General features: G+C 58.8%; 12 protein-coding genes and 1 pseudogene. 2 read left to right on the top strand and 11 right to left on the bottom strand.

The genetic code is table 11. The features are described from left to right. Positions 1–219: 219 nt before the first annotated feature. The 4 genes and pseudogenes from ACA062_RS30865 to creB all read right to left on the bottom strand — a co-directional run bounded on the left by ACA062_RS30865 (position 220) and on the right by creB (position 4,870). The gene (locus tag ACA062_RS30865; RefSeq protein WP_497454346.1) at positions 220–582 is read right to left on the bottom strand and encodes a DUF6124 family protein; all 363 of its coding nucleotides are present in this window, start codon (positions 580–582) and stop codon (positions 220–222) included. A 616-nt stretch (positions 583–1,198) separates the two neighbouring features. Further along, positions 1,199–2,569: a cell envelope integrity protein CreD gene (gene creD, locus ACA062_RS30870; protein ID WP_497454347.1), complete on the bottom strand. Its 1,371-nt coding sequence runs from the start codon at positions 2,567–2,569 to the stop codon at positions 1,199–1,201. 203 nt (positions 2,570–2,772) lie between these two features. Further along, positions 2,773–4,190: pseudogene (gene creC, locus ACA062_RS30875) on the bottom strand (two-component system sensor histidine kinase CreC). Then, positions 4,190–4,870, bottom strand: coding sequence for a two-component system response regulator CreB (gene creB / locus ACA062_RS30880; RefSeq protein ID WP_497454348.1), 681 nt, complete (start codon positions 4,868–4,870; stop codon positions 4,190–4,192). Before creB ends, creC begins: the two are co-directional and overlap by 1 nt. Positions 4,871–5,040: 170 nt before the next feature. Between creB and ACA062_RS30885 the strand changes: the two genes are divergently transcribed. Then, positions 5,041–5,883: an RHS repeat-associated core domain-containing protein gene (locus tag ACA062_RS30885; protein WP_497454349.1), complete on the top strand. Its 843-nt coding sequence runs from the start codon at positions 5,041–5,043 to the stop codon at positions 5,881–5,883. 82 nt (positions 5,884–5,965) lie between these two features. On the opposite strand, the gene rloA2 is transcribed toward ACA062_RS30885, so the two are convergent. Continuing rightward, the gene (gene rloA2 / locus ACA062_RS30890; protein WP_497454350.1) at positions 5,966–6,472 is read right to left on the bottom strand and encodes a retropepsin-like aspartic peptidase RloA2; all 507 of its coding nucleotides are present in this window, start codon (positions 6,470–6,472) and stop codon (positions 5,966–5,968) included. Positions 6,473–6,701: 229 nt separating this feature from the next. Between rloA2 and yihG the strand changes: the two genes are divergently transcribed. Then, complete coding sequence (gene yihG, locus ACA062_RS30895) at positions 6,702–7,589, top strand: 1-acylglycerol-3-phosphate O-acyltransferase, YihG family (RefSeq protein ID WP_497454351.1); 888 nt, start codon at positions 6,702–6,704, stop codon at positions 7,587–7,589. 1 nt (position 7,590) lies between these two features. Here yihG and ACA062_RS30900 read toward each other — a convergent pair whose 3' ends face one another. The 6 genes from ACA062_RS30900 to ACA062_RS30925 form a co-directional block, all read right to left on the bottom strand. Beyond that, on the bottom strand, positions 7,591–8,145 hold the full coding sequence (locus tag ACA062_RS30900) for a DUF2780 domain-containing protein (RefSeq protein ID WP_497454352.1): 555 nt from the start codon (positions 8,143–8,145) through the stop codon (positions 7,591–7,593). 305 nt (positions 8,146–8,450) lie between these two features. Further along, entirely contained in the window at positions 8,451–9,650 is a 1,200-nt protein-coding gene (fdhA, locus tag ACA062_RS30905) for a formaldehyde dehydrogenase, glutathione-independent (RefSeq protein ID WP_007947729.1), read from the bottom strand. Between the two features lie 220 nt (positions 9,651–9,870). Beyond that, on the bottom strand, positions 9,871–10,728 hold the full coding sequence (gene purU, locus ACA062_RS30910) for a formyltetrahydrofolate deformylase (protein WP_064680161.1): 858 nt from the start codon (positions 10,726–10,728) through the stop codon (positions 9,871–9,873). A gap of 140 nt (positions 10,729–10,868) precedes the next feature. Then, entirely contained in the window at positions 10,869–11,501 is a 633-nt protein-coding gene (locus ACA062_RS30915) for a sarcosine oxidase subunit gamma (RefSeq protein ID WP_497454353.1), read from the bottom strand. 133 nt (positions 11,502–11,634) lie between these two features. Then, positions 11,635–14,652, bottom strand: a complete 3,018-nt coding sequence (locus ACA062_RS30920; protein ID WP_497454354.1) for a sarcosine oxidase subunit alpha — start codon at positions 14,650–14,652, stop codon at positions 11,635–11,637. Continuing rightward, positions 14,649–14,978 (bottom strand): sarcosine oxidase subunit delta, encoded by a 330-nt coding sequence (locus ACA062_RS30925; protein ID WP_008147095.1) that lies wholly within the window; start codon positions 14,976–14,978, stop codon positions 14,649–14,651. Before ACA062_RS30925 ends, ACA062_RS30920 begins: the two co-directional genes overlap by 4 nt. Positions 14,979–14,982 lie beyond the last annotated feature (4 nt).

A 14,982-nucleotide genomic window follows, 5' to 3' on the forward strand; every position in this document is an offset into this window, starting at 1 on the left:
AAAACAAATATAAGAAAAAAGTAAGAAAAAAGAAGAAAAAAGGGACGAAGAAAAAAGGGACAGATTTATTAAAAATTGAAGGGCCAGATTTATTTACAGTCGAGCGCAAACAGCGGGACAGATTTTAACCAAATAAATCTGTCCTGCTTATTATTTTTTGCGCTCGCCTCCAATCCCCTGTGGGAGCGAGCTTGCTCGCGATGGCGGTATCACTGGCGCCTAATGACCTGGATCAGACCCCGCTTTCTTCATCCCCAGACAATCAATCGACCGATCAACCATGGCCTTGGCAATCTCCAGCAAATGCCAGACAGAAAACACCATGGCCCTGTCTGCGCCTTTGAGGTGATCGCCACATTGATAGGCAGTGACCGAGGCACAGCGCAGCAGGTCGGCGACATAGAGTTGGGTGTCTTCGAAACTCACATCATCACTGACGTTGTAGAACCGGAGTTCATCCGGTGCCGACGGTTGTTCGCCGGTCAGGTAGAAATCGATTGCACGGTAGAGTGCGGAGCGGTCTCTGAGGGGATCGTCGTTTCTATTTGAATTGGAGGGTGGATCGGGGACAGATTTTTTCATTGGTAAAACTCCTAGAGCTAATTGGAGCCAACCGATATCGCGACTAAACGAACAGGGGTGGCGGCTGCACGCAGGTTAGTCGACCGGTCTCCAGGCAACCCGGCGCACCCGAGGGTGCCCTGCGCACAGCCACCATAACTTTCAGGCAATGAAACACCTGGAATGAGGTGGCGCTGTGCGCCTAGAAAGATCCGGGCGACTAAACCCGATCACTGATGAGCAGTGACGGACGGAGATTAGGCACGGAATTCTGTCGGCGCAAGCGTGCGGAATAATCTAGGAAACGTCCTGCAAAGGGAAGAGATTGGCTCTGTAGGAAGGCTGTTTTTCCTGTAGGAAAACTTACTTTTTTACGAGAGAAATCCCCTGTGCGAAGCAACGACGGAACAGATTTATTTAACCCATAACCAGGCCGTCCCCCTCACGGCCCCCTTCGTGAACAAGCCCGCACACATTTCATCTATTGCGTATACAAACCTTGTGTTCACTAAAGATCCTTTGTGGGAGCGAGCTTGCTCGCAAAGGCACCACAACGGATCTGCTGGAAACAACATCGCAATCCGCGTCGCCAACGCTTCCCCCTCCCGCTGATCCTCTCGCAACCCCAGCGAACGGCTCATTCCACCGCCCCGATATCGAATTCCAGAGGCTTGGTCTTTTTCTGTCCAACCCCATACCAATCCAGTTTCCGCGTCAGCACCATAAACACACCCAGCAACCCGAACAGCAACAACGAGCCCATCAACAGCGCGTAATCCTCTGCACTCAACAAGCCATAGAGCAAGCCATACAACGCCGCCAGCCCGGCCGAAAAACTCAGCCCATGACGCACGCTGTGCAGCACGTGGCAGACATAGAACCCGATCAACAGCACACAGGCACCCGCCGACAACAGATACGCCAAGGCAAAACCTATGTGCTCGGACAGCGACAACAACAGCAGATAAAAGAACGCCAGGGCCACGCCAACCAGCGCATATTGCACCGGGTGCACCGCCAGGCTTTTCAGCACTTCAAAAAGGAAGAACTCGGCGAAAGTCAGGACGATGAATAACAGCGCGTATTTGATCGCCCGATCGCTTTTCAGGTACTGGTCCACCGGGTCGATGAAGCTCACGCCGAAGCTGCGGCCGCTGAAGGCTTCGCAGCCACTGCCAGACACGCAGCCGTTCAAGGCTTCCTGCAAGTTGGTGGAGAAAAACGAGGTTTGCCAATTGGCGGTGAACCCCTGGTCGGTGACTTCGCGCTGAGCCGGCAAGTAGTTGCCGATGAAGCTCGGATGCGGCCAGTTGGCGGCCAGCGATACCTTGCTGGTTTTGCCCACCGGAACGACTTGTAACTGACCGGTACCTTGCAGGCGCAGGTTGAAACCGAAGGTCAGTTCAGTCGGCTGCCTGGCGTCCAGGGCTGGCAGCGTTACGTGCACGCCCTCCCCCAACCAGCGAACCTGACTGCCTGGAATGAAGTCCAGACGTTGGCCGTCCAGTTCCAGTTTCAAGGCGTTCTCGATGCCGCGAATGTCGCTGATACCGACGGCAAGGAAAGGCTGATCGAACTGGTAATCGTTGAAGTCTTCCTTGATCCCCAATTGCGCCGGTAGCGAAAAATGCCCACTGATGCGATTGTCGGCGTGGAACAGCCGCGCTTCATAAATGCCCCGTTTACGCAATTCAGTCTGAACCTGGCCATCGAGTTCGAAGCGCTCTGGCAGGAAATACAGACGACCACGTTCTTCACCCATTTCCTGATAACGCTGGTTGGTTTTCTCGTTGAGTTTCCAGGTACGTACCACCTTGCGATACGGCACCACCATCAGCGGTCCGCTCAGTTGCTGGTTGTAACTGGAACTGCGGGCGATGTCTTCGAGCACGCCATCGCGCAGTTGCTGGCGGTCCTGGATCACGCCGCTGATCATCAGCAATGGGACGAGCAATAACAGTATCAGCAGGGCAATGGCCCCGAGTTTAAGGGTCAGGCTTCGGTTCATGGGACTCTCCCTGTTTGGATAGGGAGAGTCTGGTGTGGGTGTGTGGGGGTTTTATGTGGGGAATATGGAGACTGTGTGGAGACCGGGCCGGCCTCTTCGCGAGCAAGCCCGCTCCCACACTGGATTTGCGTGGTGAATATTTTTTGCAGTCACCTCAAGTCCCCTGTGGGAGCGGGCTTGCTCGCGAAGGGCGCGCCTCGGTACTAAGCCAGACGCAACCTGACTTCAACGCCGCCCTCGACATTGCCAATATTCATTTCTCCGCCATGCAGCTTCACCACTTCCTCAACAAAGTTAAGTCCTAACCCGGTGCTTTTACGTCCACTGTCCGGACGCGGCAGCGAGTAAAAACGTTCGCTCAAGCGCGGCAGCGCATAGTCGGGAATTGGCTCGGCCTGGTTGAACAGCCTGAATTCGATCTGGCCCCCAACCCGCTCGGCGCTGAATCGCAGCAAGCCCTGGAACGGAGTGAAATCCAGGGCGTTCTCCAGCAGATTGCCCAGCGCCTGACGCAACAGGAAAGGTTCGCCGAACAGCTCCAGATCCGTCGTGATCTGCTGCTCGACTCGCAACTGCTTGCCCTCGATCCGCGCCGCTTGCGCGCTCAACAACTCATCAACCAAAGCCGCCAACGGCACCCTCACCCGCTCCTCCAACCCCTGCCGCTGCTCCACCTGAGCCAGGCTCAACAAGCGCTCGATCAACTGCTGCATTCGCACACTTTCGCTGTCGATGTTGCCGACGAACCGTTGCCGCTGCGCTAACGGCATCTCACCTTGCAGCAGCTCCGCCGCGCCACGAATCGCCGCCAGCGGGCTTTTCAGTTCATGGGTCAGGGTGTGGACATAACGCTCCACATAAGCCTTGCCTTCAAGCTGGGTGCGCATCTGCTCCACCGCTGTCGCCAACTGCTCCAGCTCACCGCCACGATAGTGCGGCACCTCGACCCGCCGACCTTCACTGACCGCCTGCGCGTACACCGTCAACCGGCGCAACGCGGCGCTCAGCCACCACGACAACAGCGCGCCGAACAACAGGCCGAGACCGATCAGCCCGGCGCCGTACGCGAGCAATCGCCGTTCGGTGCGATCAACATAAGGCTGCAACGAGCTATTGGGTTTGGCCACGGTGACCACGCCGATGATCTGGCCGTTGTCGCGGATCGGCGCGCCAACGTGCATCACCGAGGAGGCGGGATCATCCGGATCGCTGCGGCTGGAGCGCGCACCGTATTCACCGCGCAGGGTCAGGTAGACGTCGTTCCAACGCGAGTAATCCTCCCCCACTGCCACCCCGCTGGAATCCAGTACCACAATGCCTTTGGCGTTGGTGACGTAGATGCGGTGGTTAACCTGATTCTTCGGCAAACCCCAAATGCTCGCCTTCGGTTGCCGCTCACCGTAGGCCTCGAGCAGTTGCGGCCAGCGGTTCTGATTGAGGGTACCGGCCTTGAAGTCATCACGCAGAATCTCGGCCATCAGGTTGGCAGTGTCGACCAAGGTTTCTTCGGTGGATTGGCGCACGCCGGGGCGGATCTCCTCCATGACGGTGTTGAGTACGAAGTAACCGGTCAGGCCGATAAACAGCACATAAACCAGGAAATCCGGATCCCCAGCGGCATCAGCTGCGCCCCGGGCTGTAGCTATAACCCAGGCCACGGTGGGTCTGGATTGGCTCGGCATCAGCCTTCACCAGGCGCAATTTGGCGCGCACGCTCTTGATATGGCTGTCGATGCTGCGCTCATAACCGGCATCTGCGGCGACACCCAGCGCATCGAGCAACTGCTCGCGGCTGAACACACGCTCGGGTTGCTCCAGCAGGCATTGCAGCAGACGAAATTCGTGACGGGTCAGGCTCAGCGACTGATTGCGATAGCTGATCTGCACGCGCTCGCTGTCGATGCGAAACAGCGCCGAAGAGGTTTCGCAAACGGCTCGTGGCGCCATGCGCTTGAGAATCGCCCTGACCCGCGCCGCCACTTCACGGGGACTGAACGGCTTGACTACGTAATCGTCCGCGCCGATTTCCAGACCCACAACGCGATCGATTTCCCCATCCCGGGCGCTGAGGAACATCACCGGCACTTCGCTGAACCGTCGCAGTTGCTTGCAGGTTTCGAAACCGCTGATGTCCGGGAGGCCGATATCGAGAATGATCAGATCCGCCGGGGTCTGGCGCTGATGTTCAAGCGCCGCCGCACCGAGGCTCAACCAGGTCGTGGTGAAGCCCTCACCCTGCAGGGCGAAAATCAGGGTGTCGGCAATGGCGGCTTCGTCTTCGACAATCAGGATATGGGGCATGGTGTTCGAGCCCGGCAATTGAGTGGGGGAACGTTGAACCAAGGTTGATGCGACGTCAATTCGCAGCGCAGGTTAGAGCCTCGTACCTATCAGTTCTGATAGTAGTCACAAACTGAAAACGGTCTGATGCTTAAGGTCCGACTTTATGGACCTTGCCAGGAGCTCCGCCGATGCCTACGCACACTCGCAAAACAATCCTGCTGGCCACCGATCAACAGCGCTCGGTACTGAACGCACTCGCATCGAACCGACCTCAGCCCATCGCCTACACACCCTACGGTCATCGCTCACCGGAAAACGGCTTGCTCAGCCTGCTCGGGTTCAACGGCGAACTGCCGGACCCGCTGACAGGGCATTATCATCTGGGGAATGGGTATCGGCAGTTCAATCCCGTTTTGATGAGGTTTAACAGTCCGGACAGTTGGAGTCCGTTTGGCGCGGGAGGGCTGAACGCTTATGCGTATTGCGGTGGAGATCCACGGAATCGTGTTGATCCAACAGGGCATTTTTGGGGGATTGGAGCATTCTTCAGACGGCTTTTTGGATTGAAGCCAAAGATCCCCAAGAGCTCCCCAGTATCAAACAAAGTCGCAATGGGTAGTACCAGCCGATTGAAAAGCAAGTCGTCACCATCAAAACTATCCAAGGAGGTTAAGATCGACATCAAAAAACTCACACAACAGGAAAACAACGCTCAAGCTTTCGAATTACAGAAAACCCAACAAACAAAGAGATGGCATGAACTAACTTCCCCTAACCATCCTCAGCGCACTACAGGCTCAGCAAACATTTCGTTACAATCGAGCGACAATATTTCCACTGGTCCACTTGGTCCAAACCAATATGAAACCTACCTTGACAACTCCTTGGGCAGTGCAAACAGCGCGCCCATCAATGAACTTTTGACTAATCACGCATGGCTAACTGAAACGCCTGGTCCATCTCGCCTGGCCGAAAAACAAAACTACACACTGAACAGAATTAGAAAAAACTTGGATAGACAGTTGAAATAGTCTCATTGCGTCCTAAAAAATGGCAAACCCAGTCTGCTCTGGGTTTACGCCATTTTGGCAAATTTTTTATTAACCAACAACCTTAGCAATCCGGCTTATCCGCCGTAAAGCGTCGAGCCGGATTAATCGCCGCGCCAAACTCACGCAACGCCTTAGCACCAATCAACAACGGATAATTAAAGCTACTGCGATCAGTCAAATTGACCTCAACCGTGCGCTTGACGTTGCCTAGACACAACTCCAGATCGACCACTGGCCGCTTGGTGGGCGCGACATCTTCGTCTTCATCCTCGCCTTCTTCGGAGCGGGTCTTGATCTTGCTGATCCGCGCAATCTTGTGCTCGTAGACCTTGTTGCTCGCATCCTTGGTGCCGAGGCGGAAGCGTACCCACTCGTCGCCATCGCGGGTGAAAATTTCGATATCCTTGGCCGACAGCGACGCGGTGAGGGCGCCGGTGTCCATTTTGGCCTTGAGCACTTCGCCGCCGATTTCCGGCAGCGCGATGTATTCGTAGCGCCCGTAGAGGGTCGGCTCGGCGGCCAGGATTGGCAGGGCCACCAGGGAGAGCAGTGCAAGGAGGGATTTCACGTAATGGGCTTCCTTGGGGAGTTGGGGCAATGGGGTTTTAGACCGTCGCCTTTGAATTCGTTCGGTGTCGTTGAAGATCAAAAGATCGCAGCCTGCGGCAGCTCCTACTTCGGGAGGGCGTACACCCTTGGGATCGTACCGCTGCCAAGGTGAAACATTCGTCACCCGATTTGGCCTCTTGGCCGAAGCTGCCTATCATGGCGCGCCAAAACGCTTTCAAGAGTTGCTTATGCGCCGCCTGCTCACCGGCTGTTTCGTTACCCTGTTGCTGTTGCTCAACACCCTGGTCCTGTTCGGGCCGCTGATGGTGTTTGCCTTGCTCAAACTGATCCTGCCCGGGCGTTTTCGCGATTTCGCCTCAGGGGCAGTGATGTGGATCGCAGAGACCTGGGCCGAAATCGACAAGCTGATTTTCCACCTGTGCATCCCCACCCGATGGGACATTCGCGGTGGCGATGACCTGCGCCGCGACACCTCGTACCTGGTGATCAGCAACCATCAATCCTGGGTTGATATCCCGGCGCTGATCCAGACGTTGAATCGGCGGACGCCGTTCTTCAAATTCTTCCTCAAGAAAGAATTGATCTGGGTGCCGTTCCTGGGACTGGCCTGGTGGGCGCTGGACTACCCATTCATGAAGCGCTATACCAAGGCGTTCCTGGCGAAGAACCCGGAGCTGGCCGGCAAGGATCTGCAGATCACCAAAGCCGCCTGCGAGCTGTTCAAGCGCCAGCCGGTGACGGTGGTCAACTACCTGGAAGGCACACGTTTTACTGCGGCGAAAAGCAGCCAGCAGCAATCACCCTTCATCCACCTGCTCAAACCCAAGGCGGGTGGCGTGGCTTTTGTGTTGGCGGCGCTGGGCGAACAGCTGGACGCCGTTCTTGATGTGACAGTGGTGTATCCGCAGCAGGAGATCCCAGGTTTTTGGGACTTGATCAGCGGCAGCGTGCCGAGGGTGATCATCGACATCAAGACCCGCGAACTGGACCCCGCGCTGTGGCAGGGCGATTACGAAAACGATCCGCTGTTTCGCGAAACCATCCAGAACTGGGTCAACCAGCTCTGGATCGAAAAGGACCAGCGCATCGACGCCTTGCGCGCCGAGCGCCGTTGAATCAGCTACTGGTGCCGGCGCCCCAGATTCCGCCCAGACTTTGCAGCAACGAACCGCCGACGCCCTGCTGACCGAAGTATTGCAGGATTAGCGGGGCAAACTGGCCGATCATGCCAGTGCCCATGCCCAAGGCGCTGAAGGCGTTGTTCAGGTCGTTGGTGTCCTTGACGGCGCCCAAGGCGTTGTCCAGGCCGGCCGCCTTGCCGGACGAACCCAGCAACCCGGCGAGGGCGCCCAGCTCACCACCGCCCGACAGCTTGTCGATCCCCGGTACGCTTTTGGCCAGCTCCGAATAGTCGGTCGAGCTCAACTGGTTCTTCGCCAAGCCCAGCATCGCACTGGTGCCGCCAACGGCCTGTTGTGGCGTCACGTTCAATTGACTGAGCGCACTCAGCAGGCCAGCCGTCTCCGACGACGGTGCGGCCGCTGCAGCGGTGTTATCGCCCTTCATGCCGGAAATGGCATTGGCAGCATCGTTCAGGCTGAACTGAGCAAAGACCGGGCTGGCCGCCAGGGTCATGAGCGATGCCAGTGCAAAACCGCGTGAAATCTTCATCCAGACATCCTCTTGTGCCATGAAAACCGCCTGTTAATAGACGGAAAAACTGCCGGTTTGACCGGGTATTCGTCGACATGTTCCTCGGCGCTGCGTCCATTTTTATCCCACTCACGCACCTGTGGCGAGGGAGCTTGCTCCCGCTCGGCGGCGCAGCCGTCGCGAAACAGATAGACGCGGTGTGTCCTATCAACATTTGGGGCCGCTTCGCAGCCCAACGGGAGCAAGCTCCCTCGCCACAGGATTGTTGTGTGGCGTAAACAAAACGGCGACCAGAAGGTCGCCGTTTTGTTTTGCGTGAAGCCTTACGCCGCACTAAACAACTTATGCGGATCAATCACAAACTTCTTCGGCACGCCCGCATCAAATTCGCCATACCCACGCGGCGCGTCATCCAGGCTGATCACCTCTACCCCGACAATGTCCGCAATATGAATGCGGTCCCACATGATCGCCTGCATCAGCTGGCGGTTGTACTTCATCACTGGCGTCTGGCCGGTGTGGAAGCTGTGGGATTTGGCCCAACCCAAGCCGAAGCGAATGCTCAGGCTGCCCATTTTCGCGGCGGCATCCACTGCACCTGGATCTTCGGTGACGTAGAGGCCAGGGATACCGATCTTGCCAGCCACCCGAACCACGCCCATCAACGAGTTGAGCACGGTGGCCGGGGCCTCGTGTTTTACACCGTCATGACCGTGACCACGCGCTTCGAAGCCTACGGCGTCGACGGCGCAATCTACTTCAGGTTCGCCCAGCAGGGCGGCGATCTGTTCGTGCAGTGGAGTGTCCAGGGACAGGTCGGCGATTTCGAAACCCTGGGCCTTGGCGTGCGCCAGGCGGACGGTGTTGACGTCACCGATGATCACCACCGCCGCGCCCAGCAGGCGAGCGGAAGCGGCAGCGGCCAGGCCGACGGGGCCGGCACCGGCGATGTATACGGTGCTGCCCGGGCCAACGCCGGCGGTCACTGCGCCGTGGTAACCGGTGGGCAGGATGTCGGAGAGGCAGGTCAGGTCACGGATTTTTTCCATGGCGCGATCGCGGTCGGGCAGTTTCAGCAGGTTGAAGTCGGCGTACGGCACCATCGCGTATTCGGCCTGGCCACCGGTCCAGTCCCCCATATCGACATAACCATAGGCACCGCCTGGACGGGCCGGGTTGACGCTGAGGCAGACGCCGGTGTGCATTTCCTTGCAGGAACGGCAGCGCCCGCAGGCCACGTTAAACGGAACGGACACCAGGTCGCCGATTTGCAGGTTTTCGACGTCGCTGCCCTTCTCGATCACTTCACCAGTGATTTCGTGACCCAGTACCAGGCCGGTCTGGGCGGTGGTACGACCGCGCACCATGTGCTGATCGGAACCACAGATGTTGGTTGAGACTACGCGCAGGATGACAGCGTGGTTAATCTTCCTGCCGCGCGGGTCCTGCATTTTGGGATAGTCGATTTTTTGTATTTCGACTTTGCCATTGCCGAGATACACCACACCACGATTGCCAGACATGCTTTCACCTCGATGTTGTTTTTATGTAGTCGCGTCGCCCGGGATCGGCGGCGCGTTGATTGCTCGGGTTATTGCTTGTGTGTCTTGTGTTGTTTGTTATGGCCTCATCGCGGGCAAGCCCGCTCCCACAGGTTCTTTTGTCGTTCACAAATGTCGGGCACACCTCAGCCCACTGTAGGAGCCGGCTTGCTGGCGATGGGCTGCGAAGCGGCCCCAAAATCTAAAGAACGACGGTCCTGTTAGCGTTCAAGAAAACCCTCCGTTCAATGTGATAACCCACGGCCCGCGCCAAGGTCAGCCCTTCGATATCCCGCCCCTTGGCGATCAGATCTTCGGGGTAATGACTGTGGTCCACGGCCTCCACGCCCTGGGCGATGATCGGGCCTTCGTCCAGGTCGTTGTTGATGTAGTGCGCCGTGGCGCCGACCAGTTTCACGCCCTTGTTGTAGGCCTGGTGATACGGCTTGGCGCCCTTGAAACCCGGCAGCAGGGAGTGATGAATGTTGATCGCCTTGCCGTCGAGTTTGCGGCACAGCTCTGGCGACAGGACCTGCATGTAACGAGCAAGAATGACCAGCTCGGCGCCGGACTCTTCGATCACTTGCCAGACCTGGCGCTCCTGGGACGGCTTGTCGTTCGGGTCCAGCGGGAAATGGTAGTAGGGAATCTGGTGCCAGTCGGCGAGCGGCTTGAGGTCCGGGTGATTGGAGACCACGGCGGCCACGTCCATGGACAACTGACCGATACGCTGGCGGTAGAGCAAGTCGTTGAGGCAGTGATCCGCCTTGGAGACCATGATCACCACTTTCGGCCGGTAGTTCGGCGCGGTCAGTTCGAAGATCATGCCGAAGGCTTGGCCACGTTCTTCAAGGCCTGCGCGGAACGACTGTTCGTCGAAGCCGTCGGGTTGACGGAACTCGACGCGAATGAAGAAACGGCCCGAGAGCCGATCATCAAAGGAGTGGTGTTCGGTGACGTAGCAGCCCTGCTCGAACAGAAAGCGGGTCACCGCGTCCACGGTGCCGAGGACGCTTGGGCAGTCGGCGGTCAGAATCCATGTGTCTGGGGCGCGGCTCATAGTGCGGTGACTCCTGTTGTTATGGGCAACCGCTGCGCGGTTGATCGCCAGCAAGCCGGCTCCTACAGTGGACCGTGTCGCCCCGATATTTCATGGTCGACATCCCCCCTGTAGGAGCTGGCTTGCCAGCGAAGGCGATCTCAAGCCTGGACACTAAGCCCGTATTCAGCGCTGGCATCCTGCAACCACAACCACCAGTAATCCGAGAAGCTGCGACGGATCAGCAGTTCCCAGGTGTCTTCGGCGGTGTGGCGGATCATCAGTTGCGACTTGGCAAACACCGTGCCCACCGCCTTGCCGACCGGGAAGCTGTTGGGGTGCACGTCGTAGCTGGTGGATTTCATCAGCACCTGGCGCACGTTCGGGCCGCTCAATTCGAGGAGCTGCTGGCCACCGCTGACGTTGACGATGGCGATGTGCAGGTCGCCCAGCGCTTCACGCAGCTTTTTCTCCACGGAGAATTCTTCGCCGGTCGGGACGATCAGCAACCATTCATCCGGCCCCATCCATTGCAGGCTGGTTTCACCTTTGACGATGACGGTCAGCGCACCTGGCAATTCAATGCCCAAGGCTTTGTGCACGCCAGCGGCGAAGACCGCATCGTGGCCGTCGCCACGAATGGTCAGGTGGCCGAGGAGTTTTTTCTCACGCACGATCACGCCGGCGCTTTTACGACCCTTGCCCACCAGGCTGGCGAGGTCGGCATGATGCAACGACGATTCGGCCTTGGCCCCAGTGGTTGGGCGTTGTTGGTACACATTAGCTGCGGTCATAAAGCACCTTTCCTGAATTCGTACGACACACCGTAGGAGCGAGGCTTGCCCGCGAAGGCAGCGACGCGGTTTATCTGAGGGACCGCGTTATCGTTCTTCGCGGGCAAGCCTCGCTCCTACGGGAGCTGTGGTGTTAGACGTTCTGGCGATCACCTTTTGGATCGAAGAACACCGAAGAAACGATTTCCGCCTCGATCACGCTGCCATCCGCCAGCGGTGCGAACACACGCTCACCGATACGCTTCAAGCCGCCTTTGACCACACCCATGGCAAACGAATAGCCCAGGGAGTTGTGCAGGTAGCTCGACGTCACGTGACCGACCATGCTCATCGGGATCGCCTGCTTGGTGTTGAACACCAGCTGTGCACCTTCAGGCAGCCACTTGGTCGGATCGATCGGCTTCAGGCCCACCAACTGCTTGCGTTGATCCCGCACGCAGTCTTCACGGTTCATGCCACGCTGACCGATCCAGGAGAACGGTTTGGTGCGACCGACACACCAGCCCATGTTCAGGTCGTCGGGTGTCATCGAGCCGTCAGTGTCCTGCCCGACGATGATGAAACCCTTCTCGGCCCGCAGCACGTGCATGGTTTCGGTGCCATAGGGCGTCAGGTTGTACTTCTTGCCAGCATCAACAATTTTCTCCAGGACACCCCTCGCATAGTCGGCCTGCACGTTGACTTCGTACGACAGCTCACCGGTAAACGAAATCCGGAATACCCGCGCCGGCACACCGCCGACCACGCCTTCTTTCCAGGTCATGAACGGGAAGGCTTCGTTGCTCAGGTCGATGTCGGTGACTTCGCCAAGCAGCTTGCGGCTGTTCGGCCCGGACAGGGTCATGGTTGCCCAGTGATCCGTCACGGACGTGAAGTACACCTTCAGGTCTGGCCATTCGGTCTGGTGGTAGATTTCCAGCCATTGCAGCACGCGTGCAGCGCCGCCGGTGGTGGTGGTCATCACGAAGTGGTTGTCGGCGAGACAGGCGGTTACGCCGTCGTCGAAGACCATGCCGTCTTCTTTGCACATCAGGCCGTAGCGCGCCTTGCCCACGTCGAGCTTGGTCCAGGCGTTGGTGTAGATGCGGTTCAGGAACTCACGGGAATCCGGGCCCTGGATGTCGATCTTGCCCAGGGTCGAAGCGTCCAGCAGGCCGACGCTGTCGCGCACGGCTTTGCATTCACGCTTGACCGCGGCGTGCAGGTCTTCACCGTTTTTCGGGAAGTACCATGGACGTTTCCACTGCCCGACGTCTTCGAATTCGGCGCCATTCTTCACGTGCCAGTGATGCAGTGCAGTGAAGCGTACCGGCTCGAAGATGTGCCCACAGTGACGACCGGCCACGGCGCCGAAGGTCACCGGTGTGTAGTTCGGACGGAACATGGTGGTGCCCATCTGCGGAATGGTCACGTTCAGCGACCGGGCGGCGATGGCCAGGCCGTTGACGTTGCCGAGCTTGCCCTGGTCAGTGCCGAAGCCCAGTGCGGTGTAGCGTTTGACGTGCTCGACCGACTCGAAGCCTTCGCGGGTCGCCAGTTCGATGCCGCCGGCGGTGACGTCGTTCTGGAAGTCGACGAATTGCTTCGGCGCACGCGCAGAGTTCTTTTCATGAGGCACCTGGAACAGCGCCAGCGTCGGCTCTTCGACACGGCTCAGGGCTTTGGGCAAGGTGCCTTCGACCACACTGAAACCGGCTTCGCTGGCCGCGCGAGCGCCACCCTCGAAACCATCGGCCAGGGAATCGCCAAGACCGTAGACACCGTTGATACCACCGACACACACGCGTTTCTGCGGTGCTTCGCCCGGTACGAAACCGAGGATGTCGTCGCGCCAGATCGGCTTGCCGCCCAGGTGCGATGCCAGGTGAACCACCGGGCTGTAACCGCCGGAGCTGGCGACCAGGTCGCATTCAAGCCATTCACCAGGACTGGTCACGGCGTGCGCCTTGACGTCGATCGCGGCAACGCGAGCAGCGGTCACGCGCTTGGTGCCACGGGCCTCGATCACGGCGCTGCCGGTCAGGATGCGAATGCCTTTGGCGCGAGCTTCTTCAACCAGGGCGCCGCGCGGATTGCTACGGGCATCGGCGATGGCCACCACTTGCAGGCTGGCGTCAAGCCAATCCAGGGCAACGCGGTAAGCGTGGTCGTTGTTGGTCGACAGCACCAGTTTTTTGCCCGGTGCCACGCCGTAGCGACGCAGGTAAGTCGACACCGCGCCGGCGAGCATGTTGCCCGGCACGTCGTTGTTGCCGTAAACCAGTGGACGCTCGTGAGCGCCGGCCGCCAGCACTACACGCTTGGCGCGAACGCGGTGGATGCGCTGACGGACCTGGCCAATCGGGGCGCGGTCGCCGAGGTGATCGGTCAGGCGCTCGTGAATGGTCAGGAAGTTATGGTCGTGGTAGCCGTTGACCGTGGCGCGCGGCAACAGCAGCACGTCCGGTGTGTCCTTGAGTTCCGCAATGACGCTGGCGACCCACTCGGTGGCAGGCTTGCCGTCGAGGCTTTCGCGGGAATCGAGCAGGCTGCCGCCGAACTCTTCCTGTTCATCGGCGAGAATCACCCGCGCGCCGCTGCGGGCAGCCGCCAGTGCAGCGGCCAGGCCAGCAGGGCCACCGCCGACGATCAGCACGTCACAGTGCTGGTTCATGTAGTCGTAGGTGTCCGGATCGTTCTCGGTCGGAGAGCGACCAAGGCCTGCGGCCTTGCGGATGTACTTCTCGTAAGTCATCCAGAACGATTGCGGGTACATGAAAGTTTTGTAGTAGAAGCCCGGCGGCATCAGCTTGCCGCCGACCTTGCCGAGAATCCCCATCATGTCGTTGTTCACGCTCGGCCAGCCGTTGGTGCTGGTGGCGACCAGGCCTTGATACAGCGCCTGTTGCGTGGCGCGCACGTTCGGAATCTGGGTGGCTTCGGTGGCGCCGATCTGCAGCACCGCGTTCGGCTCTTCGGCACCGGCGGCGAAGATGCCGCGGGGACGCGAATACTTGAAGCTGCGCCCGATGATATCCACACCGTTGGCAATCAGGGCGGCAGCCAGGGAGTCGCCTTCAAAGCCTTTGTAGTTCTGGCCGTTGAAGGTGAAGCTCAGCACTTTGTTGCGGTCGATCCGTCCGCCGTTGGACAGGCGATTGATCTGGCTCATACCTTCTCTCCCAGAGCCGTGGCGGCCGCTTTCGGGCTGTCGGTCTTGTCGGTAAATTGTGGCTTGGTGCCGATCTTGTAGGTTTCGAGAATCTCGTAGGTCACGGTGTCGCGCGTCGCGTTGAAGTATTGACGGCAGCCGGCGACGTGATCCCACAGTTCGTGGTGCAGACCGCGAGGGTTATCGCGGAAGAACATGTAGTCGCCCCACTCCTCGTCGGTGCAGTTGGTCGGGTCCAGTGGACGCGGGATATGCGCCTGGCCGGAAGCGTGGAATTCCTCTTCGGAGCGCAGTTCGCCACAGTGAGGACAGAAGATATGCAACATAGGG

Source organism: Pseudomonas sp. LBUM1679 (genome assembly GCF_059695565.1).